Here is a 22,324-nt window from a genome sequence, read left to right on the forward strand (position 1 = left end):
CCCGGGTTCAGGAACCGCAATGACCAAAGTCGACTTCTATATCCTTCCCAGCGCGGATCCTTCGGCACGCCTGGACTTCGCCTGCAAGCTCACCGACAAGGCCTGGCGCATGGGGCACCGCATCTACCTGCATTGCAGCGACGCGGCCCAGCGCGATGAGCTCGATGCCCGGTTGTGGCGCTTCAAGGGCGAAACCTTCGTGCCCCACGGCCCCGTCGAAAGCGAACCGGATGGCCTGATCGTTCTCGGCCTGGGCGACGACCCCGGCGAGCACCATGACCTGCTGGTCAACCTGGACCTGAAAGTCCCGGCATTTGCCCAGCGGTTTGCCCGCATCGCCGAAGTGGTGGTGGAAGACCCGACTATCCGCCAGGCCGCTCGCGAGAGTTTCCGTTTCTACCGCGAACAGGGCTATCCTCTGCAAGATCACCGTTTACAGCGACTCTGAGCCATCGATGGACACTCCCAAACCGCTGCAAAAGTCCGCGCACCTGCTGGATGACCTCGAGTCCATCCGCCAACTGCTCGGCGATGACGACCTGCAACCTCCGCTGCTGACCGAGACCGTCGACGGCGAAGTGCAGATTCCACTGCTGTTCGATATGGTCGGCGGCAAGCCTGCCGTCGAACCCCTCGACGAGGCGCCGACAGAACCACAACCAGCCCCCGCTCCGGTGGTCGAACCGCCACCTGCTCCTGTAGCGGCCGCTCCAGCCCCTGCACCAGCACCGACACCAAAACCCGCTCCAGCGCCCAAGAGCCAGGATGCCCTGCTGCACCTGGACAGCGAACTGCGCGCCGCCGCGCAACTGATCATGCAAGACGTGATCGACGACTTCGCCCCGCACATCGAAACCGAAATCAAGCGCCGCCTCGACGCGCGCATGGATCGCTTGCTCGCCGCAGCGACAAGCGGCAAGCCATAAGTCGCAAGCTGCAAGCAAAAGCCGGGTATGGCGATCTTGTCACTTGGAACTTGCCGCTTGTGGCTTGCAGCTACCCCCCTCCGCTATACTTCCCGGCTTTTCCTGAATAAATGCCAATAGGGTCCCGCCGCGCATGGATAAGACCTACCAGCCGCACGCCATTGAAACTTCCTGGTACCAGACCTGGGAGTCAGAGAATTACTTCGCCCCGCAAGGCGCGGGCGACTCGTACACCATCATGATTCCGCCACCGAACGTCACTGGCAGCCTGCACATGGGCCATGGCTTCAACAACGCGATCATGGATGCCTTGATCCGCTTCCGCCGCATGCAGGGCCGCAACACCCTGTGGCAGCCGGGTACCGACCACGCCGGTATCGCCACCCAGATGCTGGTGGAGCGTCAGATCGAAGCCCAGGGCCAGAATCGTCACGATCTGGGCCGGGAAAAATTCCTCGAGAAAGTCTGGGAGTGGAAGGATCAGTCCGGCGGCAACATCAGCCGCCAGATCCGCCGCCTGGGCTCGTCCGTGGACTGGAGCCGCGAGCGCTTCACCATGGACGACGGTCTTTCCGAAGCCGTTAAAGAAGCCTTCGTGCGCCTGCACGAAGACGGCCTGATCTACCGCGGCAAGCGTCTGGTCAACTGGGACACCAAGCTGCACACCGCGATCTCCGACCTCGAAGTGGAAAACCATGACGAGAAAGGTTCGCTGTGGAACCTGCGCTACCCGCTGGCCGACGGCGCCAAGACCGCCGAAGGCCTGGACTACCTGATCGTCGCCACCACCCGTCCGGAAACCATGCTCGGCGACTCCGCCGTGGCCGTTAACCCGAACGACGAACGCTACAAGGCGCTGATCGGCAAGTTCGTCGAACTGCCGCTGGTGGGTCGTCGCATCCCGATCATCGGCGACGACTACTGCGACCCTGAATTCGGCACCGGCTGCGTGAAGATCACCCCGGCCCACGACTTCAACGACTACGAAGTCGGCAAGCGCCACAACCTTCCGCTGCTGAACATCTTCGACAAGAACGCCGAAGTGCTGCCGGCTGCCCAGGTGTTCAACCTGGACGGCACGCTGAACGAAAGCATCGACGGCAAGATCCCGGCCGAATTCGCCGGTCTCAACCGTTTCCAGGCGCGCAAGGAAATCGTCGCCGCGTTCGATGCCGCCGGCCTGCTGGTCAGCGTCGACGACCACGCCCTGAAAGTGCCGAAAGGCGACCGCTCCGGCACCATCATCGAGCCGTGGCTGACCGACCAGTGGTACGTCTCCACCAAGCCGCTGGCCGAGCCGGCCATTGCCGCCGTGGAAGACGGCCGCATCGCCTTCGTGCCGAAACAGTACGAAAACATGTACTTCTCCTGGATGCGCGATATCCAGGACTGGTGCATCAGCCGCCAGCTGTGGTGGGGCCACCGCATCCCGGCCTGGTACGACGAGTCGGGCAAGGTCTATGTCGGCCGCGACGAAGCCGAAGTGCGCGCCAAGCACAACCTCGGGCCTGAGGTTGCACTGCAACAGGACAACGACGTCCTCGACACCTGGTTCAGTTCGGGCCTGTGGACCTTCTCCACCCTGGGCTGGCCGGAGCAGACCGAGTTCCTCAAGACCTTCCACCCGACCGACGTGCTGGTGACCGGTTTCGACATCATTTTCTTCTGGGTCGCCCGGATGATCATGCTCACCATGCACCTGGTGAAGAACGAAGACGGCACCCCGCAGGTTCCGTTCAAGACCGTGTACGTACACGGCCTGGTTCGCGACGGCCAGGGCCAGAAGATGTCCAAGTCCAAGGGCAACGTCCTTGACCCGCTGGACATCATCGACGGTATCGAGCTCGAAGCCCTGGTGCAGAAACGCACCACCGGCATGATGCAGCCGCAACTGGCGAAGAAGATCGAGAAGCAGACCCGCCAGGAGTTCGCCGACGGCATCGCCAGCTACGGCACCGACGCCCTGCGCTTCACCTTCTGCTCGCTGGCGTCCACCGGCCGCGACATCAAGTTCGACATGGGCCGCGTCGAAGGCTATCGCAACTTCTGCAACAAGATCTGGAACGCCGCGCGCTACGTGCTGGACAAGGGCGAGGACTGCGGTCAGAACGGCGAAGCCTACGAGCTGTCGCTGGCCGACCGCTGGATCATCTCCCAGCTGCAACGCACCGAAGCCGAAGTGACCCGCCAGCTGGACCAGTTCCGCTTCGACCTGGCGGCCCAGGCGCTGTACGAGTTCATCTGGAACCAGTACTGCGACTGGTACCTGGAATTGTCCAAGCCGGTGCTGTGGGACGAAAACGCGCCGGTCGAGCGCCAGCGCGGCACCCGTCGCACCCTGGTGCGCGTACTGGAAGTGGCGCTGCGCCTGGCCCATCCGTTCATGCCGTTCATCACCGAAGAAATCTGGCAGCGCCTGGCGCCGCTGGCCGGCATCCAGGGCAAGACCATCATGCTGCAACCCTGGCCGGTGGCCGTTGAAGCGCGCATCGACCAGGCCGCCGAAGACGACATCGAATGGCTCAAGGGCCTGATGCTCGGCACCCGTAACATCCGTGCCGAAATGAACATCGGCCCAGGCAAGCCACTGGCGTTGTTCCTGAAGAACGCCAGCGCCGAAGACCAGCGCCGCCTGAGCGAAAACGAGACCCTGATGAGGAAGCTGGCCAAACTCGAATCGATCACCGTGCTGCAAGCCGGCGACGAAGCACCGCTGTCCGCCACCGCCCTGGTCGGCGAGATGGAAGTGCTGGTGCCGATGGCCGGCCTGATCGACAAGGGTGCCGAACTGGCGCGCCTGGACAAGGAAATCCAGCGCCTGCAAGGCGAAGTGCAGCGGGTCGGCGGCAAGCTGTCCAACGCCGCCTTCGTCGACAAGGCCCCGGCCGAAGTGATCGACAAGGAACGCGCCAAACTGGCCGAAGCCGAACAGGCTCTGGGCAAGCTGGCCGAGCAGCACGCACGGATCTCCAGCCTGTAACGGCGATTCGAGCGGTCATAAAAAGGGAGCCCTGCAAAGGGCTCCCTTTTTTATACCCGACCGAAAGGCTCATGCCTCTGTAGGCGCGAGGCTTACCCGCGAAGCGTTATTCCTGGCACACCGCGTTATCCTGGCGGCGCCGCTGCTGGGGCAGATATGGGACAATGCGCGCCACTTTGAGCCATACCCGAACCGATTTCGCCCATGACCGCCCCCCGCCCTCCCAAAGTTCCGCGCAAAAAGCCTCAACCTCCTGCCCCGGCCAAGGCCGTCGCGCCGCGAGAAAAGGCCAGCCTGCACCCGCGTAATCGCCATCAAGGCCGCTATGACTTTGCGCAGTTGATCAAGAGCACCCCGGAGCTGGGGGCTTTCGTGATCATCAATCCCTACGGCAAGGAGAGCATCGACTTCGCCAACCCGGCGGCGGTGCGGGTGTTCAACCGGGCATTGCTCAAGGCGTTCTACGGCATCGCCCATTGGGACATCCCGGCCGACTTCCTCTGCCCTCCGGTACCCGGTCGCGCCGATTACGTGCACTTCCTCGCCGACCTGCTGGCCGCGCATAACGAAGGCGTAATTCCCCGCGGCGCGGCGGTGCGGGTGCTGGACATCGGGGTCGGCGCCAACTGCATCTACCCGCTGATCGGCCACTCCGATTACCGCTGGCAGTTCCTCGGTTCCGACATCGACACCACCGCCCTCGCCGCCGCCAAGGCAATCGTCCAGGCCAACGGCCTGAACAAGGCCATCGGCCTGCGCCAGCAAGCCAACCGCAAGCAGATCCTGCTGGGGCTGCTGGAGAGCGACGAGCGCTTCGACCTGACCCTGTGCAATCCGCCGTTCCATGCCTCCCTGGAAGAAGCCACGCGCGGCAGCCAGCGCAAATGGCGAGCCCTGGGCAAGGCCGATCCCAAGCGCAAGCTGCCGGTGCTGAACTTTGGCGGTCAGGCCGCGGAGTTGTGGTGCGAGGGTGGCGAAGCGCGCTTCGTGACCCAGTTGATCGGCGAAAGCGCCCAGGCGGCGCAACAGGTGTTGTGGTTCAGCACCCTGGTGTCGAAAGCCTCGAACCTGCCGGCGATTCAGGCCGCGCTGAAAAAGGCCGGGGCGCTGGAGAGCCAGGTGGTGGAGATGTCACAGGGGCAGAAACAGAGCCGCTTCGTCGCCTGGACCTTCAAGGACAAGGCACAGCAACAGGCCTGGCGCCAGGAGCGTTGGGTTCGGAAGGGATAGTACGAGGGGGAAAACGGCGATTTACCTTGCGTAAATCGTTGCGGCCTTAAAGCCTGAAAACCGTGCCCGGAAGTGTTCCGAGGCACGGTCTTACTGCAGTCTTACTTGTTGATCGAGTCGGTCAGGCCTTTAGCCACAACCAGCTTGATAACTTTCTTGGCAGCGATTTCGATGGCAGCGCCAGTCGATGGGTTACGGCCAGTACGGGCAGGACGCTCGGTCACTTTCAGTTTGCCGATACCTGGCAGAGTGATTTCGCCGCCATTTTCCAATTGATCAGCAACGATCTGGGCCAGTTGGTCCAGAGCGTTACGCGCGGTGGTTTTCGGCGCGTCGATAGCTTCAGCGATATCAGCGATCAGTTGGTCTTTAGTAATAGCCATTGTGGTGTTCCTTCCCTATCAAATTCATTTGGATTGCAGAGTGCAGTGTCAGCCATCGAGCCAGATCTTGTGGATCTGGCACCCCGGTCACAACCACGAAAGATCGGGGTTATAGATACCGAAATCAGGGTTTGGTTCGACCTGACAAATGCTGAATGCACGCTTAACGCCGAGACATCGCGTAAGACGGGGCAAAACTAGCACAGAGACGGGGAAATATCCGCCTCTACCTAGCCATTTGGTCAGCTTTATTGCTCTAAATCCGTAAAAAAATGCATAAGCTTGACCCAAGCCGCCTTCCACACCCTTCAAACAGCGCCAAAACCAGCGGGTGCGGTACACTGGGCACTTTTTCGGGGAGCTACGCCCTCTCCCGCCAACCAGCCGAGAAGCCCATGCCGATCCGCCATTGCATCGTCCACCTGATCGACAAAAAACCCGACGGCACACCCGCAGTTCTGCACGCCCGCGATTCCGAACTGGCTGAATCCGCGGCCATCGAGAACATGCTCGCCGATCTCAACGAAAGCTATAACGCCAAACAGGGCAAAGCCTGGGGCCTGTTCCACCCGGAGTCCGGCGCGTTTCCCTTCAGCGGCTGGCTGAAGGAATACCTCGATGGCGGCCAGGACTTCACCGCCTTCAGCCGCGTCGCGGTCGAGCACCTGCAAAAGCTGATGGAAGAATCCAACCTGTCGGTCGGCGGCCACGTGCTGTTCGCCCACTACCAGCAAGGCATGACCGACTACCTGGCCATCGCCCTGCTGCACCACAGCGAAGGCGTGGCGGTGACCGACGAGCTGGACGTGACCCCGTCTCGCCACCTGGACCTGGGCCAGTTGCACCTGGCCGCGCGGATCAACGTCTCCGAGTGGCAGAACAACAAGCAGTCGAAACAGTACATCTCGTTCATCAAGGGCAAGAACGGCAAGAAAGTCTCGGAGTACTTCCGCGACTTCATCGGCTGCCAGGAAGGCGTCGACGGCCCGGGCGAGACCCGCACCCTGCTCAAGGCGTTCAGCGACTTCGTCGAAAGCGAAGACCTGCCGGAAGAATCCGCCCGGGAAAAGACCAAGGCCCTGGTGGACTACGCCAGCAGCCAGGCCAAGCTCGGCGAACCCGTGGGCCTGGAAGAGCTCTCGGAGCTGATCGACGAGGACCGCCCCAAGGCGTTCTACGATCACATCCGCAACAAGGACTACGGCCTGTCGCCGGAGATCCCGGCGGACAAGCGCACCCTCAACCAGTTCCGCCGCTTCACCGGCCGCGCCGAAGGCTTGTCCATCAGCTTCGAGGCGCACCTGCTGGGCTCGAAGATCGAGTATGACGAGGAAGCCGGGACCCTGATCATCAAGGGCCTGCCGACCCAACTGACCGATCAGCTCAAGCGCCGCAACTGATGCTGCAGGGCGTGCTGAAGAAATTCCTGCTGATCCTGCTGGTGGTCGTGGCGTACCAGAACTGGGGCAAGATCGAGCGCCTGTTCAACCCCTCGCAGGCCGCCTCGGAGCAGGTCCGGGCCAATGCCCGGGTGGTGCTCTACGCCACCGACTGGTGCGGCTACTGCAAGGCCACCCGGCGCTTTCTCGATCAGAAGGGCATTGCCTTTCGCGAGTTCGATATCGAGAAGGATGCCGAGGCGCGCAAGGCCTATGAAGCCCTGGGTGCACGAGGAATTCCGATCCTCGATGTGAACGGCACGCTGATCCGCACCTACGACCCGGACCAGATCATGGCGGCGTTGCAGCGCTAAAACCTTCATCACGGGCCAGCTCACTTCTACAGCGAGCTGGCCCGCGATAAATTCTCAGCCTTACAGCGCCTCGATGCGGAACCCGAAACGCGGGAAGTGCACATGCACCACCCCGCCGCGCGGGTCTTCGCGACGCAGGATCAACTCCTCGCGCCCGGCAAACAGCAACTCCCCCTCCACCGGATCGACGCCATAGTCGGTCGCCGCAATCCGCACCCGCTGGCCAGCCTGGAAACCGTTCGGATCGATGAAGACTTCATCCGGCAAGGCTGCCGGGGTAGCCCTGCGCGCCGTTTCGAGCGCCTCCTCGGAGGTCATGGCACTCGAAGCGCCATGGCCGAAACCCAGTACCCGGGCCAGCCATGCCGCCACCGCCGGATAGGCGTCCACCAGCGGTGCGGTCACCGGCGTGCCCTTGAGGAACCACAGGGGATGGGCCATGGCGAAGTCGGCAATCGATGGATCGCCGAACAGGAAGTCGCCCTCCTCGCGCTGCAACTGCTGCTCCAGGCGCGCCATCAGCGTCGGCCATTGATGCTTGGCCAACTCCAGCGGCACTCGGGCAGAACTACCGCCGCTGAACAGCCCGGCGCGGTCGGCCATGAAGGCCTTGACCGCTTCCGGCGGCAAATGACCGAAACGCACGGCCGCCGACTCCGGCTGGAACACCAGGCTCACCGTATGCTGGAACACCACCGAATCGGCCCAGGCCGCGAAGGTCGCGCTGACCATTTCCCGGCCTTCAGGAAACAGTGCCGGCGAGGCCTTTTCCTGCTCCAGCCGCCGGGCGATCAGCGCCGTGTCGCAATAAATGTCGGCGCCGACCTGCAGCACCGGGGTCTTGCGGTAACCACCGGTGAGCGCGGTGAGATCGGGTTTGGGCATCACCGGTGAGATCTTCACCGAGCGCCAGGACAAGCCCTTGAAGCCGAGCAACAGCCGGGCTTTTTCCGCGAAAGGCGAGGTCGGGTAATGATGCAGAATCAACTCTGACATGCTGGGGTTCCACTGGATAAGTAGGAAGAGCCAGCTTAGCGTGCAATCTCCTGACAGCCCACCGATCTGCCTGATGGCAACGTATCAGTCCGCTTGATAAGCCACGACGGCCGAGGCCACCAGGCATTCCTTGGCGCTTTTCCGGAGTTTCTTGATCAGCCGTTCCTGGCGCAGGGCTTCGCTCTTGTCGCGGCAGGCTTCGGTGTAGACCAGCGCGACGGCGGGGCTGGAGAGGAAGAAGCGTGCGCCCTTGCCGCTCTGGTGCTTGGCGAAACGCTTGACCGGGTCGTCGCTGATGCCGCAGTACAAGGCGCCGTTGGCGGCACGCACCAGGTAGACAAACCAGGGTTTGCTCACCACGGGTACAGATTCTGCGTCGTTGGCGGGGGATTGGCTGGGGCGGGTCACGGTGATCGCGGCATGTGGATAACAAGCCGCGATCTTACCAGAGGCAACGATTCAGCGGCCGGCCTGGAAGGCTTTCAGGCCTTTGCGGGCCTGGGCGCGCACGGCGTTTTTCAGCAGCGGGGTCCAGCCGAGGATCAGGCCCTTGGTGCCCAGGGCCTGGCGGGCCCAGCGCCACATATTGAAATGATCGTGGTGCTCGCAGATCTTGCCGTCACGGAACACGAAACGCGCCTGGATATCGTTGACCACGGTATTGCCGGTCTGGCTGAACAGGTAGGTCGCCACCCAGTGGGCTTCGCCGCTGCGCTCGTCGGCGCGCACCTTGTCGAAGGTCAGGGAGAAGTCCTTGGCCCGGGTGGTGAGCATGCGCCACATGTCCCCGGCATCGCGGCCGCGCAGTTCGCCGAACGCCGGATCACTGAACAGCACATCCTCGGTGTAGCAGGCGGCCATGGCCTCGGCATCCAGGCGCTGGAAGGCGCTATAGAACTCAGTGATCAAGGCGCGGTGGGCGTCACTCATGAAACAGGCTCCGACTCAGGGAAAGATGCCTGCACGATAGTCTGCAAACCCGGGAAACACTATCGGCATTCGCCGCGCAAATACCGACAGTGGGACGGATCAGATTTTTTCGCTTTCGACCTGCACGTAGAGCGCACGCCCGGCGCCCAGGCCAGCCACTATGGCCCCCAGGCCGATCACCGCGAAAATCCAGCCCAGGGCGGTCCAGCCACCGGTCCAGTCATGCACCAGGCCGACCGCGAACGGGCCCATGGAGGCCAGGGTGTAGCCGATGCCCTGGGCCATGCTCGACAGGTTGGCCGCCACATGGGCGTCCTTCGAACGCAGGACGATCAGGGTCAGCGCCAGGCTGAAGGTCCCGCCCTGCCCCACGCCCAGCAGGATCGCCCAGCCCCACAGGCCGTCGATAGGGGCATACAGGCAGCCGAACAGGCCGCCGAGGGTGAGCAGCATCACCACCACGATCGCCAGGCGCTGGTCCTTGCCCCGCGTCGCCAGCCAGGGCGCGGCCAGCGAACTGGCGAGCTGGACGATCACCGAGCCGGACAGCACCAGCCCCGCCTGGGTCGGGCTCAGGCCACGGCCGATCAGGATCGACGGCAGCCAGCCAAACACGATGTAGGCCAGCGAGGATTGCAGGCCCATGTACAGCGTCACTTGCCAGGCCAGCGGATCGCGCAGCAAACCGCGCACTCGATAGGCCACATGGTGCGCGCCTTGCCGCTTGCCGACCTGGGGCAGCCAGAACAGCGCCGCCGCCAGCGCCGGCAACGCCCAGAAACCGAGGCCCAGCGCCCAGCTGTTATCGAAGTGCTGGCTCAAGGGCACGGTCGCCCCCGCGGCCATCGCCGCGCCCAGGCACAGGGCCATGGTGTAGACCCCGGTCATGGTGCCGGCGTGTTTGGCGAAGTCGCGCTTGACAATCCCCGGCAGCAACACCCCGATCACACCGATGCTGGCGCCACCGAGGATGCTGCCGGCGAACAGCCCGACGTCTCCCAGGGAGCTGCGCAGGATAATCCCGCACGCCAGCGTCAGCAGAATGCCGAGCACCACCCGCTCGGCACCAAAGCGCCGCGCCAGCACCGGGGCCAGCGGGGCGAACAGGCCCAGGCACAGCACCGGCAAGGTAGTCAGCAGGCCGGCCTGGGCCGCCGACAGCCCGAGGCTACGCGACACCTCGCTGAGCAGCGGCGCCATGCTCGACAGCGCCGGGCGCAGGTTCAGCGCCACCAGGATCAGCCCCAGCAGCAACAGCCACGGGCGACGCGGCGCCGGGTGGCTCTGCTGGACCTCGGCATCGTCGGCCTCGGCGTCGATCAGCAGCTCTTCGAGCTCGGCCTCGCGTCGAGGGACAGCAATAGGTGGCGGGTTATTGGCCTGGTGGCTGGACATGGTGCTCTCGGTCTCAAGGTTCATTGATCAGCTGCCGGGAAATGGCCTTGGCCCGCTCCGGGTCGCGCTGCTCGACGGCGTCCAGCAGGTCGATGTGCAGATCGAACACGGCCTGGCGCCGGGGATGGATGTTCAGGGTCTGGCGCAGTTGCGCGCCGACCACGCTGGAGAAATAGCGGTACAGCTCGCTGAGGGTGGGGTTATGCGCGGCGTCCACCAGGCGCCCGTGAAACACCAGGTCGCAGGCGATGTAGCTCTCCAGATCGCCGTGATAGTGATCGCCGCTGAGGGCCAGGGCTTCGCGCAATTCCAGCAGATCCTGGTCGGTACGTCGCAAGGCCGCCAGGCCGATGGCCTCCGTCTCGATGATCTGCCGGGTTTCGCGCGCCTGCTCCAGGGAGCACTGGGACAGGGCCTTGAGGGTGTCCAGCGGATCGACCACCGCGCGCAGGTAACTGCCGTCGCCCTGGCGAATCTCCACCAGGCCGGAAAACGCCAGGACCCGCATGGCCTCGCGCACAGTGTTACGACTGATGCCCAGTTCCGCCGCCAGCTCCGGCTCGGTCGGCAGGCGCTGGCCGATGCTCCATGCACCGTCATTGATGCGCTGGCGCAGTTGTTCCAGGGCCTGATCGACCAGGGAGCGTTTAATCAAAGGAGAAATTTCTGTCATATGCAGTCGCCTTTTCATCCAATCATCGGATGAATTTTTTTGGCATATTAGTCAGCTTCGCGTGGGTGAACAACAAAACCGATGCACACAGGTAGCAAGCGGAAAGGAAATCCGATTGCTAAAAAAACCCTTTAAGGGTAATTTCATCTCGACTCCAGGTGTCTTATGGAAAAGCACACACCTCATTACGACCTGTCGGTGATCAAGGCGGATGTCGCCCGGCTAGGGGCAGTCGCCTTTACCCGCACCGCCCTGGTCAGCGGCCGGCACCTCGGCCTGACCTGCCGGGACATGCAGCAGGTGATTGCCGGGCTGCAGGGGAAAATGCTCTACAAGTCGATGACCAGCTATCTCGATCATCGAATCTGGCAGGACGTGTATTACACCCACATCGATTCCGTGGAGCTGTACATCAAAGTCACTTACCGCCCCGGCGGCGGTCCCCCAGTGATCTCCTTCAAGGAGAAACACCCATGAAACAAAGACAATGCGTCAGCTGCGGTGCCCCGGCCGGCATGCAGCCGTTCAACAATCGCAGCGAGCTGATCGATTACAAGCACCTGCTGCGGCAGGTCGACGGCCTGGATGGCTGGGAATGCCAGGCCTGCGGCGAAATCGAATTCGACCCGGCCAGCGCCGAACGCTACGCCAGCGCCGGCGACCAGTTGCTGGAGGACGGCCGGCAGTTCATGGCCAGCGAGATGAAGCGCATCCGCCGCAAGCTGCACCTTTCGCAGAAGGATGCGGTGAGGCTGCTCTCCGGCGGTGGGCATAACGCCTTCTCCCGCTACGAGCGCGGCGAGGTCGCCCCACCCCAGCCGCTGTTCATGCTGATGCGCCTGCTCGATCGTCATCCCGAACTGATGGCCGAGGTGCATGCCCTCAGCGCGCAGCAGGCCCCAGCGACGACCGACGACCAGCCGCAGCAGCCGCGCCTCGCCACCTCATGAACGCCGGGCAAAAATAAACCCGGCGCCAGGCCGGGTTCATTTTCAAGGCTGTGCCTGGATCAGTGCAGGATCTGGCTCAGGAACAGCTTGGTCCGCTCGTTCTGCGGGTTGTCGAAGAAGTCGTTAGGCGCGGCCTGTTCGACGATTTCACCCTTGTCCATGAAGATCACCCGGTTGGCCACGGTACGGGCGAAGCCCATTTCGTGGGTCACGCAGAGCATGGTCATGCCGTCTTCGGCCAGGCCGATCATGGTGTCCAGAACCTCTTTCACCATCTCCGGGTCGAGGGCCGACGTCGGTTCGTCGAACAGCATGATCTTCGGCTTCATGCACAGCGCCCGGGCAATCGCCACACGCTGCTGCTGACCGCCGGAGAGCTGGCCCGGGTATTTGTTCGCCTGCTCCGGAATGCGCACGCGCTCCAGGTAATGCATGGCGATTTCCTCGGCCTTGCGCTTGGGCATCTTGCGTACCCACATCGGCGCCAGGGTGCAGTTCTGCAGGATGGTCAGGTGCGGGAACAGGTTGAAGTGCTGGAACACCATGCCGACTTCCCGGCGGATCGCTTCGATCTGCTTGAGGTCGTTGGTCAGCTCCACGCCATCGACCACGATGCGGCCCTGCTGGTGTTCTTCCAGGCGGTTCAGGCAACGGATGGTGGTGGACTTGCCCGAGCCGGAAGGCCCGCACAGGACGATGCGCTCGCCCTGCTTGACGTTGAGGTTGATGTCCTTGAGCACGTGGAACTGGCCGTACCACTTGTTCACGCCCTGCATCTGAATAATGCCTTCAGGGCCCACAGGCTTTTTGATCGCTTCACTCATGGAGATACTCCTAACGCTTGTGGCCTGTGTCCAACTTACGCTCCAGATGCATGGAGTAGCGGGACATACCAAAACAGAAAATCCAGAACACCAGGGCCGCGAAGACATAGCCTTCGGTGGCCATACCCAGCCATTTCGGGTCGGCGGCGGCTTGTTTCACGCTGTTGAGCAGGTCGAACAGGCCGATGATGATCACCAGGCTAGTGTCCTTGAACAGGGCGATGAAGGTATTGACGATGCCGGGGATCACCAGCTTCAGGGCTTGCGGCAGGATCACCAGGCCCATGCTGCGCCAGTAGCCCAGGCCCATGGCCGCGGCCGCTTCGTACTGCCCCTTGGGAATCGCCTGCAGGCCGCCGCGCACCACTTCGGCGATGTAGGCCGACTGGAACAGGATCACCCCGATCAGCGCCCGCAGCAGCTTGTCGAAGTTCATGCCTTCGGGCAGGAACAACGGCAGCATCACCGAGGACATGAACAGCACGGTGATCAGCGGCACGCCGCGCCAGAACTCGATGAAGGTCACGCAGACCACACGAATCGCCGGCATGTTCGAGCGTCGTCCCAATGCCAGCACAATGCCCAGCGGCAAGGCGCCGACGATGCCGACAGTGGCGATCACCAGGGTCAGCATCAGGCCGCCCCATTGACTGGTCGCTACGTTGCTCAGGCCGAGATAGCCACCGTGCAGCAGGCTGTAGGCAATGATCGGGTACAGCACCAGGAAGCTCAGGCCATAGATGGCCTTGTGCGGAACCCGGGCGATGAACAAGGGCGCCACGCCGATCACCGCCAGCCACACGGTCAGGTCCACGCGCCAGCGCAGGTCCACCGGGTAGTAGCCGTACATGAACTGGCCGAAGCGCTGCTGGATGAACACCCAGCAGGCGCCTTCCTTGGTGCAGTCGGCGCGGGTGGTGCCCACCCAGTTGGCGTCGAAGATCGCCCAGCTGAGGATCGGCGGCACCACCAGGTAGATCAGGTAGAAGGCAAACAGGGTCAGCAGGGTGTTGATCCAGCTGGAGAACATGTGTGCCCGCATCCACGCCACGATCCCGATGCTGCTGCTCGGAGGTGGCATGTCGGGTTTGAAAGTATGAGTGCTCATGCGCGTTTCCTCACCGCTCGATCAGCGCAATGCGCTTGTTGTACCAGTTCATCAGCAGGGAAATGCTGATGCTGATCGCCAGGTACACGCTCATGGTGATGGCAATGACTTCGATGGCCTGGCCGGTCTGGTTGAGCACGGTACCGGCGAACAGCGAAACCATTTCCGGGTAACCGATACCGGCCGCCAGGGACGAGTTCTTCGCCAGGTTCAGGTATTGGCTGGTCAGCGGCGGAATGATCACCCGCAGGGCCTGCGGGATGATCACCTTGCGCAGGGTCGGACCGTTGCGCAGGCCGAGGGAACGGGCCGCCTCGGTCTGGCCATGGCTCACCGACTTGATCCCCGAACGCACGATCTCGGCGATGAACGCCGCGGTGTAGACGGTCAGGGCCAGGGTCAGGGCCAGCAGTTCCGGGATCAGCACCCAGCCACCGACGAAGTTGAAGCCCTTGAGCTCCGGCATTTCCCAATGCAGCGGGGCGCCGAAAATCAGCGTGCACAGCGCCGGGATCACCAGGAACAGCGCCAGGCCGACCCAGAACTTGTGGAACGGCACGCCGGTGTCTTCGAAGCGCTTATTGGCCCAGCGGCACATCAGCACGATGGCGACAATCGCCACCACGATGCTGATCACGAACGCCCAGAAGCCGTCGGCCACCAGGGCCGCCGGCATGTTCAGGCCGCGACTGCTGACGAAGAAGGTGTCACCGAAGTTGTGGCTGTTGCGCGGCCCCGGCATGGTCAGGAACACCGCGAAATACCAGAACAGGATTTGCAGCAGCGGCGGAATATTGCGGAACACTTCCACATACACGGTCGCCAGTTTGCTGATGATCCAGTTCTGCGACAGGCGCGCCACACCGATGATGAAACCGAGGATGGTCGCCAGGATCACGCCGATGAAGGTGACCAGCAGGGTGTTGAGCAGGCCGATCACGAACACCCGGGCATAGCTGTCCGCTTCGGTGTAGGAGATCAGGTGCTGAGCGATGCCGAAGCCGGCGCTGCGCTCGAGGAAGTCGAAACCGGAAGTGATCCCCCGGTGCGCGAGGTTGGTTTGAGTGTTGTTGAACAGGAACCAGCCCAGCGAGATCACCGCGACAATCGTGACGATCTGGAATAACCACGCACGCACTCGTGGATCGCTGAGACTGAGCCTCTGCTTTGGTGCGCCGATTGAATTTTGCATGAAGTGCCCCAGGAATAATGGAACAGAACATCACCCGGTGGTTGGCCCACCGGGTGATAGAACCATCAGCGCACAGGTGGTGCGTATTGAATGCCGCCGTTGTTCCACAGCGCGTTCAGGCCGCGGTCGATGGCCAGTGGAGTGCTCTTGCCGAGGTTCTTCTCGAACACTTCACCGTAGTTGCCGACTTGCTTGACGATCTGTACTACCCAGTCCTTGCGCAGCTTCAGGTCCTTGCCGTATTCACCGTCGGCGCCCAGCAGACGAGCGACGTCCGGGTTCTTGGTGGACTTGGCTTCGGCCTCGACATTCTTCGAGGTGATGCCGGCCTCTTCGGCATTGAGCATGGCGAACAGGGTCCACTTGACGATGCTGAACCACTCTTCGTCGCCTTTACGCACCACCGGGCCCAGCGGCTCCTTGGAGATGGTTTCCGGCAGCACGACGTAGTCGGTCGGGGTCGCCAGCTTGCTGCGCTGTGCGTAGAGCTGGGACTTGTCGGAGGTCAGCACGTCGCAGCGGCCGGATTCCAGCGACTTGGCGCTTTCATCGGAGGTGTCGAAGGTGATCGGGGTGTATTTCAGGCCATTGCCACGGAAGTAGTCGGAGACATTCAGCTCGGTGGTGGTACCGGCCTGGATGCAGATGGTCGCGCCGTCCAGTTCCTTGGCGCTCTTCACGCCCAGCTTGTTGTTCACCAGGAAACCGATGCCGTCGTAGTAGGTCACGCCGGCGAACACCAGGCCCATGCCCGAATCGCGGGAACTGGTCCAGGTGGTGTTGCGCGACAGTACGTCGATCTCGCCCGATTGCAGCGCGGTGAAACGCTCCTTGGCATTCAACTGGCTGAATTTCACTTTGGTCGCATCGCCGAATACCGCGGCGGCTACGGCGCGGCAGACGTCGGCGTCGATGCCGAGGATCTTGCCGGTGGCGTCCGGTACCGAGAAGCCCGGCAGACCGTCGCTCACACCGCACTGCACGAAGCCTTTCTTCTGCACGGCATCCAGGGTCGCACCCGCCTGTGCGAAGCCGCTCATGCCCAGTACCGCGGCGGCCGTGACCACAGCCAGGGTGGATTTCAACATCTTCATTCAAACCTCCAGTTTTGCTCTTGTTGTGTCGGAGCTTGAGTCCTGCCGCACCCTTATGAGGCGCTGTTGACCCTTGTTGGCTTTTTATGGGGTCAAGCGGCGTAGGACTTTAGCTATGAGTCTAGTAGGAGAAAATCCATTTAAGAGAAAACCCATACTCACCAAGCGACCGAACGGGCTGTAGCCCTTGCATGTTCGCGAAGCCCGTAGCGGCCATTGGCGAACGTCCATCATCGGATCTTTGCTATCCCACACCCGCCAGTAGCCTGATAGTGTTACCGGCAGGGTGAACGCAATCACTTCACGCAACGGCTATAGCAAAGCCCGTACCAGAGTGCCGGCTAAAGCGGTTCCGGCAGGGGTCAAGAGCAAAACTTGCAGCCTTGCGACATCTTCTTCACTGATCAACCGACCGCGCACCTCGATCACGCACCGCTTGGGCGCGTGCGCACATATTTGGAGCAACCATGACCGAGCCCTTGATTCTTCAGCCCAGCAAGCCCGTCGATGCCTGTGTGATCTGGCTTCATGGCCTGGGCGCCGACCGCTACGACTTCCTGCCGGTGGCCGAAGCGCTGCAGGAAAGCCTGCTGACCACCCGCTTCGTCCTGCCCCAGGCACCGACCCGCGCCGTGACCATCAATGGCGGTTATGCCATGCCCAGCTGGTACGACATCCTGGCCATGAGCCCGGCGCGGGCGATCAACCGCGAACAGCTGGAGGAGTCGGCAAAACGCCTGAGCGACCTGATCGAAGAACAGCGCGCCAGCGGAATAGACCCTTCGCGGATTTTCCTCGCCGGTTTTTCCCAGGGTGGCGCGGTCGTCCTGCACACCGCCTTCCTTAAATGGCAGGGTCCGCTGGGTGGCGTGCTTGCCCTCTCCACCTATGCCCCGACCTTCAGCGACGAACTCGAACTGTCGGCCAGCCAGCAACGGATTCCGACCCTGTGCCTGCACGGCCAGTACGACGAGGTGGTGCAGAACGCCATGGGCCGTACCGCCTACGAGTACCTGAAACACCATGGTGTCACCGTGACCTGGCAGGAATACCCAATGGGGCACGAAGTGTTACCCGAAGAAATTCGCGATATCGGCGCCTGGCTCGGCGAGCGTTTGCGCTGAATCGATAAGTTAGGTAGCCCGTTGAGCAATCCACTACGCCGCGCCCGATTCTTGCATTACACTGCCCGGCGTACATTCCTTAACCAATTGATGAGATGACCGTGCTCAAAGCACTCAAGAAAATCTTCGGTAAAAGCGAGGCTGAGCAGCTCGCGCCAGGCTCCAGCCCATCTTCCTCCAGCCCCAGCAGCCGCACCGACGGCCATCAGCCGGAACGGACCGCGCCTGCCCCCGTGGCCAAGCCAGAGCCGGTGACCGCAGCCGCCCCGACGGCCCAGACCGCGCGCAGCGACAAGCCAAAGGCCGAGCAGCCGCGCCGCCCACGCGCCCCGAAGCCACCGGTGAGCACCTGGAAACTGGAAGACTTCGTCGTCGAACCGCAGGAAGGCAAGACCCGCTTCCACGACTTCAAACTCGCGCCGGAACTGATGCACGCGATCCACGACCTGGGTTTCCCCTACTGCACGCCGATCCAGGCGCAGGTCCTGGGGTTCACCCTGGCCGGCAAAGACGCCATCGGCCGCGCCCAGACCGGTACCGGCAAGACCGCCGCGTTCCTGATCTCGATCATCACCCAGCTGCTGCAGACCCCGCCGCCGAAAGAACGCTACATGGGCGAGCCAAGGGCGCTGATCATCGCGCCGACCCGCGAGCTGGTGGTGCAGATCGCCAAGGATGCGGCCAGCCTGACCAAGTACACCGGCCTCAATGTGATGACCTTTGTCGGCGGCATGGACTTCGACAAACAGCTCAAGCACCTCGAAGCCCGCCATTGCGACATCCTGGTCGCCACCCCGGGCCGCCTGCTGGACTTCAACCAGCGCGGCGACGTGCACCTGGACATGGTCGAAGTGATGGTGCTGGACGAAGCCGACCGCATGCTCGACATGGGCTTCATCCCCCAGGTACGCCAGATCATTCGCCAGACCCCGCCGAAAAGCGAACGCCAGACCCTGCTGTTCTCCGCCACCTTCACCGACGATGTGATGAACCTGGCCAAGCAGTGGACCACCGACCCGGCGATCGTCGAGATCGAAGCCGAGAACGTGGCCAACGCCAACGTCGAACAGCACATCTACGCGGTGGCCGGCGCCGACAAGTACAAGCTGCTGTACAACCTGGTCAACGACAACGGCTGGGAACGGGTCATGGTCTTCGCCAACCGCAAGGATGAAGTGCGGCGCATCGAAGAACGCCTGGTACGCGACGGCGTGAACGCCGCCCAGCTGTCCGGCGACGTGCCGCAGCACAAGCGCATCAAGACCCTGGAAGGCTTCCGCGAAGGCAAGATCCGCGTGCTGGTGGCCACCGATGTCGCCGGTCGCGGCATCCACATCGACGGCATCAGCCACGTGATCAACTTCACCCTGCCGGAAGTGCCGGACGACTACGTGCACCGTATCGGCCGTACCGGCCGGGCTGGCGCCGACGGCGTGTCCATCAGCTTCGCCGGCGAGGACGACTCCTATCAGCTGCCGTCGATCGAGGCGCTGCTGGGCCGCAAGATCAGCTGCGAAATGCCGCCGACCGAGCTGCTGCGCCCCGTGGAGCGCAAACGCCCAAAAGCCTGAGCAGCATCGTTGTAGGAGCGAAGCTTGCTCGCGATGAACGATAACGCGCAGTGTCAGCAATGACGCCTCGCGGGTAAGCCTCGCTCCTACAGATACAAGCCTGCCCGCAAAAAAACGCAGCCCGACCACAGGCTGCGTTTTTTTTCGCCTGGATATTGCCCGATAAAACTAAAAGTCCATAATGGACAAATTAGTTTATTTCTTGGGAGCACCCGCATGTCCAGCACGCCTTGCGTGATTACCCAGCCTCAAGCCCGCCAGTTGCTGGCGCAGGTCGACGTCCCGCAGATCCTGCGCAAGCTGTTCCACGACCTGGCCGCCGGGCTTGCCGTGCAGCCGGCGCAGCAACTGGTGGAGTTTCCCCAGGGCGCCGGGGACTTCATCAACTACCTGGGCGTGCTGGCCGAAGAGCGGGTCTACGGGGTCAAGACCTCGCCCTATATCGTCCGCGCCGAAGGTCCGCTGGTCACCGCCTGGACCCTGCTGATGTCGATGGACAGCGGCCAGCCGCTGCTGCTCTGCGACGCTGGCGAACTGACCACCGCGCGTACCGCGGCCACCACCGCCGTGGCCGTCGATGCCCTGGCAACAACCGATGCCCGGCACCTGGCGATCATCGGCAGCGGCCCCGTGGCCCAGGCGCACCTGCATTACGTGAAAGCCCTGCGCGAGTGGCAATCCATCCGCCTGTACTCCCCTGGCCTGGCCGGCAAATCCGCCGAGGACATCACGCGCCTGAAGGCCCTCGACCCACGCCTGCAGATCGTCAGCCAGCTCGATGACGCCTTGCAGGACGCCGACGTGATCATGCTCTGCACCTCCTCCGCCAGCCCGGTGATCGACCCGCGAACCTTGCACAAGCCGGCGCTGATCACCTCCATCAGCACCAACGCACCGCGGGCCCATGAAGTGCCGCCCGCCGCGCTGAAGGACATGCAGGTGTATTGCGACTATCGTCAGACCACCCCCGGCTCGGCCGGCGAGATGCTGATCGCCGGCGAACAGCATGGCTGGGACAAGGCTGCGATTCTCGGCGACCTGCCCGAACTGCTCAGCGACCTGGCCCAACGACCGGAGCCGGGGCGCCACGTGTTCTTCCGCTCCATCGGCCTGGGCCTGGAAGACATTGCCCTGGCCAGTGCGCTGTACCGCTTGCAACGCACTCACTAAATACCAATGGCATATCTGTAGGAGCGAAGCTTGCTCGCGATTGACGGCCTCGAGCGAACCACCGTGACAGGCTCAAGATCGATCGCGGGCAAGCCTCGCTCCTACAGACGCGCGTTATCCATTTTTACGGAGGCTCGAATGACCCAGGCAGACTTCATCATCATTGGCGGCGGCATCGCCGGGGCATCCACCGGCTACTGGCTGTCACGCCATGGCCGGGTGCTGGTGCTGGAACGCGAATCGCACCCGGCCTACCACTCCACCGGGCGCTCCGCGGCGCTCTATACCGCGGCCTACGGCACGCCCCAGGTGCGCGCGCTGACCCTGGCCAGCCGGGATTTTTTCGATGCCCCGCCGCCAGGTTTCTGCGAACACCCGCTGCTGAGCCCGCGCGGCGAAATGACCGTGGACTTCACCGGCGACCCCACCGAGCTGAACAACCAGTACCTGAGCGCCAAGGCCACGGTGCCGGAGATGCAGCTGCTGAGCGCCGACGAAGCCTGCGCGCGCCTGCCGATCCTGCGCCGCGAGAAGGTCCACGGCGCGCTCTACGACCCGAGCGCCAGCGACATCGACACCGACGCCCTGCACCAGGGTTACCTGCGCGGCATCCGACGCAACCAGGGCGAGGTGCGCACCGACTGTGAAGTGCTGGGGCTGAGCCGCGACCAACAGGGCCAGTGGCAGGTCCAGACCGCCGGCCAGACCTTCAGCGCGCCCATCCTGATCAACGCCGCCGGTGCCTGGGCCGACCAGGTCGGCGTCATGGCCGGCGCCCGGCCCCTGGGCCTGCAGCCGAAACGTCGCGCGGCCTTTATCTTCGCCGGGCCCGAAGGTGTCGATATCCATCACTGGCCGATGCTGGTGAGCCTGGACGAATCCTTCTACATGAAGCCCGACGCCGGCATGTTCCTCGGCTCGCCGGCCAACGCCGACCCGGTGGAACCCCACGACGTACAGCCGGAAGAGCTGGACATCGCCATGGGCATCTACCAGATCGAAGAAGCCACCACCCTGACCATTCGCCGCCCGACCCGCACCTGGGCCGGCCTGCGCAGCTTCGTCAGCGATGGCGACCTGCTGGCCGGCTTCGACACCCAGGTCCCGGGCCTGTTCTGGGTCGCCGCGCAGGGCGGCTATGGCATCCAGACCTCGCCGGCCATGGGCCAGGCCAGCGCCGCCCTGGTGCGTGGTGAAGCCTTGCCCGAGCAACTGGCGCGCTTTGGCCTGGACGCCGCCATGCTCTCCCCTGGCCGCCTTGGCTGACCCGTTCAGGTGACGCGCCCCAACGATTGCGGCACACTCGCAGCGCCCCGCCTCGCGGGGCGCTGACACCGCCTGGAGAACCGCCCATGACCTCACCCGCGCAGGACCCTGCCCTGGACAATTTCCGGACGATCGCCGACGCCATCGCCACGCTGTTCTTCCCCCATGCCGAGGTGGTGCTCCACGACCTGCGCACGCAGAAGATCGACTACATCGCCAACAACATCTCCAAGCGCGAAGTGGGCGACGATGCGGCCCTGGACGACATGCTCGGCGAGGACAGCAACGAGCGGAATATCGGCCCCTATGAAAAGCTCAACTGGGACGGCCAGAAGATCCGCAGCCTCAGCAGCGTGCTGCGCGACAGCAACGGCCAGCCGCTGGCGGTGCTGTGCATCAACCTGAATATTTCGCTGTTCGAGAATGCCAAGGCGGCGCTGGACCTGTTCCTCTCGCCGAGCAAACTGATCCCGCAACCGGACTCGCTGTTTCGCGACGACTGGCAGGAACGCATCAACACCTTCCTGCACAACTGGCTGCGCGAACGGCAGCTGGGCCTCAACCTGCTGACCCGCGAACACAAGCGCGAACTGGTACTGGCGTTGCACGCCGAAGGCGCGTTCAAGGGCAAAAGCGCCGCCAACTATGTGGCCAACGTGCTGAACATGGGGCGGGCGACGGTGTACAAGCACCTGAAGGAATTGAAGGGCTGACCGCCCTCTGAAAAGCATCGCGGGCAAGCCTCGCTCCTACAAAACG

23 protein-coding genes are annotated in these 22,324 nt (G+C 63.1%); 13 read left to right on the forward strand and 10 right to left on the reverse strand.

Going from position 1 to position 22,324, the window contains the following annotated elements; translation table 11 throughout:
* The first annotated feature begins 19 nt into the window (after nt 1-19).
* The 4 genes from PVZ80_RS20870 to rlmF all read left to right on the forward strand — a co-directional run bounded on the left by PVZ80_RS20870 (nt 20) and on the right by rlmF (nt 5,136).
* Nucleotides 20-448: a DNA polymerase III subunit chi gene (locus PVZ80_RS20870; protein WP_009047120.1), complete on the forward strand. Its 429-nt coding sequence runs from the start codon at nt 20-22 to the stop codon at nt 446-448.
* A gap of 7 nt (nt 449-455) precedes the next feature.
* On the forward strand, nt 456-926 hold the full coding sequence (locus PVZ80_RS20875; protein WP_009047119.1) for a hypothetical protein: 471 nt from the start codon (nt 456-458) through the stop codon (nt 924-926).
* A gap of 133 nt (nt 927-1,059) precedes the next feature.
* Nucleotides 1,060-3,906 carry a valine--tRNA ligase gene (locus PVZ80_RS20880; RefSeq protein WP_273864488.1) on the forward strand — a complete coding sequence of 949 codons (2,847 nt, stop codon included), beginning with the start codon at nt 1,060-1,062 and terminating at the stop codon, nt 3,904-3,906.
* Nucleotides 3,907-4,110: 204 nt separating this feature from the next.
* A complete protein-coding gene (gene rlmF, locus PVZ80_RS20885) occupies nt 4,111-5,136 on the forward strand; it encodes a 23S rRNA (adenine(1618)-N(6))-methyltransferase RlmF (protein ID WP_273864489.1) in 1,026 nt (341 codons plus the stop codon).
* 101 nt (nt 5,137-5,237) lie between these two features.
* On the opposite strand, the gene PVZ80_RS20890 is transcribed toward rlmF, so the two are convergent.
* A complete protein-coding gene (locus PVZ80_RS20890) occupies nt 5,238-5,519 on the reverse strand; it encodes an HU family DNA-binding protein (protein ID WP_007932138.1) in 282 nt (93 codons plus the stop codon).
* Nucleotides 5,520-5,914: 395 nt separating this feature from the next.
* Between PVZ80_RS20890 and yejK the strand changes: the two genes are divergently transcribed.
* Both yejK and PVZ80_RS20900 read left to right on the forward strand, forming a co-directional pair.
* A complete protein-coding gene (gene yejK, locus PVZ80_RS20895) occupies nt 5,915-6,919 on the forward strand; it encodes a nucleoid-associated protein YejK (protein ID WP_007932136.1) in 1,005 nt (334 codons plus the stop codon).
* Nucleotides 6,919-7,272 (forward strand): glutaredoxin family protein, encoded by a 354-nt coding sequence (locus PVZ80_RS20900; protein WP_273864490.1) that lies wholly within the window; start codon nt 6,919-6,921, stop codon nt 7,270-7,272. Before yejK ends, PVZ80_RS20900 begins: the two co-directional genes overlap by 1 nt.
* Before the next feature lie 60 nt (nt 7,273-7,332).
* Here the strand turns inward: PVZ80_RS20900 and PVZ80_RS20905 are convergent, their stop codons facing one another.
* The 5 genes from PVZ80_RS20905 to PVZ80_RS20925 form a co-directional block, all read right to left on the reverse strand.
* Nucleotides 7,333-8,268 carry a glutathione S-transferase family protein gene (locus PVZ80_RS20905; RefSeq protein ID WP_273864491.1) on the reverse strand — a complete coding sequence of 312 codons (936 nt, stop codon included), beginning with the start codon at nt 8,266-8,268 and terminating at the stop codon, nt 7,333-7,335.
* Between the two features lie 84 nt (nt 8,269-8,352).
* Entirely contained in the window at nt 8,353-8,676 is a 324-nt protein-coding gene (locus tag PVZ80_RS20910; protein WP_053268259.1) for a GIY-YIG nuclease family protein, read from the reverse strand.
* 51 nt (nt 8,677-8,727) lie between these two features.
* Nucleotides 8,728-9,198, reverse strand: a complete 471-nt coding sequence (locus PVZ80_RS20915; RefSeq protein WP_009047112.1) for a nuclear transport factor 2 family protein — start codon at nt 9,196-9,198, stop codon at nt 8,728-8,730.
* Nucleotides 9,199-9,297: 99 nt separating this feature from the next.
* Nucleotides 9,298-10,617: a CynX/NimT family MFS transporter gene (locus PVZ80_RS20920; protein WP_028681716.1), complete on the reverse strand. Its 1,320-nt coding sequence runs from the start codon at nt 10,615-10,617 to the stop codon at nt 9,298-9,300.
* Nucleotides 10,607-11,266 carry a FadR/GntR family transcriptional regulator gene (locus PVZ80_RS20925; RefSeq protein ID WP_009047110.1) on the reverse strand — a complete coding sequence of 220 codons (660 nt, stop codon included), beginning with the start codon at nt 11,264-11,266 and terminating at the stop codon, nt 10,607-10,609. Before PVZ80_RS20925 ends, PVZ80_RS20920 begins: the two co-directional genes overlap by 11 nt.
* Nucleotides 11,267-11,431: 165 nt before the next feature.
* On the opposite strand from PVZ80_RS20925, the gene PVZ80_RS20930 reads away from it, so the two are divergent.
* Together PVZ80_RS20930 and PVZ80_RS20935 are read left to right on the forward strand one after the other, a co-directional pair.
* Nucleotides 11,432-11,743, forward strand: coding sequence for a type II toxin-antitoxin system MqsR family toxin (locus PVZ80_RS20930; RefSeq protein WP_009047109.1), 312 nt, complete (start codon nt 11,432-11,434; stop codon nt 11,741-11,743).
* Nucleotides 11,740-12,216 carry a type II toxin-antitoxin system MqsA family antitoxin gene (locus PVZ80_RS20935; RefSeq protein ID WP_009047108.1) on the forward strand — a complete coding sequence of 159 codons (477 nt, stop codon included), beginning with the start codon at nt 11,740-11,742 and terminating at the stop codon, nt 12,214-12,216. Before PVZ80_RS20930 ends, PVZ80_RS20935 begins: the two co-directional genes overlap by 4 nt.
* Before the next feature lie 59 nt (nt 12,217-12,275).
* Here PVZ80_RS20935 and PVZ80_RS20940 read toward each other — a convergent pair whose 3' ends face one another.
* From PVZ80_RS20940 to PVZ80_RS20955, 4 genes are all read right to left on the reverse strand, one after another.
* Nucleotides 12,276-13,040, reverse strand: coding sequence for an amino acid ABC transporter ATP-binding protein (locus tag PVZ80_RS20940; RefSeq protein ID WP_009047107.1), 765 nt, complete (start codon nt 13,038-13,040; stop codon nt 12,276-12,278).
* Between the two features lie 10 nt (nt 13,041-13,050).
* Nucleotides 13,051-14,148, reverse strand: a complete 1,098-nt coding sequence (locus tag PVZ80_RS20945; RefSeq protein WP_028681714.1) for an amino acid ABC transporter permease — start codon at nt 14,146-14,148, stop codon at nt 13,051-13,053.
* A gap of 10 nt (nt 14,149-14,158) precedes the next feature.
* Complete coding sequence (locus PVZ80_RS20950; protein WP_041985830.1) at nt 14,159-15,340, reverse strand: amino acid ABC transporter permease; 1,182 nt, start codon at nt 15,338-15,340, stop codon at nt 14,159-14,161.
* Between the two features lie 65 nt (nt 15,341-15,405).
* Complete coding sequence (locus tag PVZ80_RS20955; protein ID WP_025806519.1) at nt 15,406-16,434, reverse strand: amino acid ABC transporter substrate-binding protein; 1,029 nt, start codon at nt 16,432-16,434, stop codon at nt 15,406-15,408.
* Between the two features lie 467 nt (nt 16,435-16,901).
* On the opposite strand from PVZ80_RS20955, the gene PVZ80_RS20960 reads away from it, so the two are divergent.
* The 5 genes from PVZ80_RS20960 to PVZ80_RS20980 all read left to right on the forward strand — a co-directional run bounded on the left by PVZ80_RS20960 (nt 16,902) and on the right by PVZ80_RS20980 (nt 22,278).
* Nucleotides 16,902-17,558, forward strand: coding sequence for an alpha/beta hydrolase (locus PVZ80_RS20960; protein ID WP_009047103.1), 657 nt, complete (start codon nt 16,902-16,904; stop codon nt 17,556-17,558).
* Between the two features lie 95 nt (nt 17,559-17,653).
* Nucleotides 17,654-19,129: an ATP-dependent RNA helicase RhlB gene (rhlB, locus tag PVZ80_RS20965; RefSeq protein ID WP_009047102.1), complete on the forward strand. Its 1,476-nt coding sequence runs from the start codon at nt 17,654-17,656 to the stop codon at nt 19,127-19,129.
* A 216-nt stretch (nt 19,130-19,345) separates the two neighbouring features.
* A complete protein-coding gene (locus tag PVZ80_RS20970) occupies nt 19,346-20,299 on the forward strand; it encodes an ornithine cyclodeaminase family protein (RefSeq protein WP_016702712.1) in 954 nt (317 codons plus the stop codon).
* 138 nt (nt 20,300-20,437) lie between these two features.
* Nucleotides 20,438-21,565, forward strand: a complete 1,128-nt coding sequence (locus PVZ80_RS20975) for an NAD(P)/FAD-dependent oxidoreductase (protein ID WP_273864492.1) — start codon at nt 20,438-20,440, stop codon at nt 21,563-21,565.
* Nucleotides 21,566-21,651: 86 nt separating this feature from the next.
* Nucleotides 21,652-22,278, forward strand: coding sequence for a helix-turn-helix transcriptional regulator (locus PVZ80_RS20980; protein ID WP_009047099.1), 627 nt, complete (start codon nt 21,652-21,654; stop codon nt 22,276-22,278).
* Nucleotides 22,279-22,324: the final 46 nt, after the last annotated feature.

Origin of the sequence: Pseudomonas sp. B3G-3, assembly GCF_028640915.1 — a bacterium.
GTDB classification, from domain to species: domain Bacteria; phylum Pseudomonadota; class Gammaproteobacteria; order Pseudomonadales; family Pseudomonadaceae; genus Aquipseudomonas; species Aquipseudomonas chlororaphis_I.

Coding starts and splice junctions, on each gene's coding strand:
- PVZ80_RS20905 (WP_273864491.1), bottom strand. CDS start 8,268: ATGTCAGAGTTGATTCTGCATCATTACCCGACCTCGCCTTTCGCGGAA.
- PVZ80_RS20930 (WP_009047109.1), top strand. CDS start 11,432: ATGGAAAAGCACACACCTCATTACGACCTGTCGGTGATCAAGGCGGAT.
- PVZ80_RS20950 (WP_041985830.1), bottom strand. CDS start 15,340: ATGCAAAATTCAATCGGCGCACCAAAGCAGAGGCTCAGTCTCAGCGAT.
- PVZ80_RS20975 (WP_273864492.1), top strand. CDS start 20,438: ATGACCCAGGCAGACTTCATCATCATTGGCGGCGGCATCGCCGGGGCA.
- yejK (WP_007932136.1), top strand. CDS start 5,915: ATGCCGATCCGCCATTGCATCGTCCACCTGATCGACAAAAAACCCGAC.
- PVZ80_RS20900 (WP_273864490.1), top strand. CDS start 6,919: ATGCTGCAGGGCGTGCTGAAGAAATTCCTGCTGATCCTGCTGGTGGTC.
- PVZ80_RS20875 (WP_009047119.1), top strand. CDS start 456: ATGGACACTCCCAAACCGCTGCAAAAGTCCGCGCACCTGCTGGATGAC.
- PVZ80_RS20970 (WP_016702712.1), top strand. CDS start 19,346: ATGTCCAGCACGCCTTGCGTGATTACCCAGCCTCAAGCCCGCCAGTTG.
- PVZ80_RS20960 (WP_009047103.1), top strand. CDS start 16,902: ATGACCGAGCCCTTGATTCTTCAGCCCAGCAAGCCCGTCGATGCCTGT.
- PVZ80_RS20890 (WP_007932138.1), bottom strand. CDS start 5,519: ATGGCTATTACTAAAGACCAACTGATCGCTGATATCGCTGAAGCTATC.
- PVZ80_RS20935 (WP_009047108.1), top strand. CDS start 11,740: ATGAAACAAAGACAATGCGTCAGCTGCGGTGCCCCGGCCGGCATGCAG.
- rlmF (WP_273864489.1), top strand. CDS start 4,111: ATGACCGCCCCCCGCCCTCCCAAAGTTCCGCGCAAAAAGCCTCAACCT.
- PVZ80_RS20870 (WP_009047120.1), top strand. CDS start 20: ATGACCAAAGTCGACTTCTATATCCTTCCCAGCGCGGATCCTTCGGCA.
- rhlB (WP_009047102.1), top strand. CDS start 17,654: ATGACCGTGCTCAAAGCACTCAAGAAAATCTTCGGTAAAAGCGAGGCT.
- PVZ80_RS20915 (WP_009047112.1), bottom strand. CDS start 9,198: ATGAGTGACGCCCACCGCGCCTTGATCACTGAGTTCTATAGCGCCTTC.
- PVZ80_RS20955 (WP_025806519.1), bottom strand. CDS start 16,434: ATGAAGATGTTGAAATCCACCCTGGCTGTGGTCACGGCCGCCGCGGTA.
- PVZ80_RS20880 (WP_273864488.1), top strand. CDS start 1,060: ATGGATAAGACCTACCAGCCGCACGCCATTGAAACTTCCTGGTACCAG.
- PVZ80_RS20920 (WP_028681716.1), bottom strand. CDS start 10,617: ATGAACCTTGAGACCGAGAGCACCATGTCCAGCCACCAGGCCAATAAC.
- PVZ80_RS20945 (WP_028681714.1), bottom strand. CDS start 14,148: ATGAGCACTCATACTTTCAAACCCGACATGCCACCTCCGAGCAGCAGC.
- PVZ80_RS20925 (WP_009047110.1), bottom strand. CDS start 11,266: ATGACAGAAATTTCTCCTTTGATTAAACGCTCCCTGGTCGATCAGGCC.
- PVZ80_RS20940 (WP_009047107.1), bottom strand. CDS start 13,040: ATGAGTGAAGCGATCAAAAAGCCTGTGGGCCCTGAAGGCATTATTCAG.
- PVZ80_RS20980 (WP_009047099.1), top strand. CDS start 21,652: ATGACCTCACCCGCGCAGGACCCTGCCCTGGACAATTTCCGGACGATC.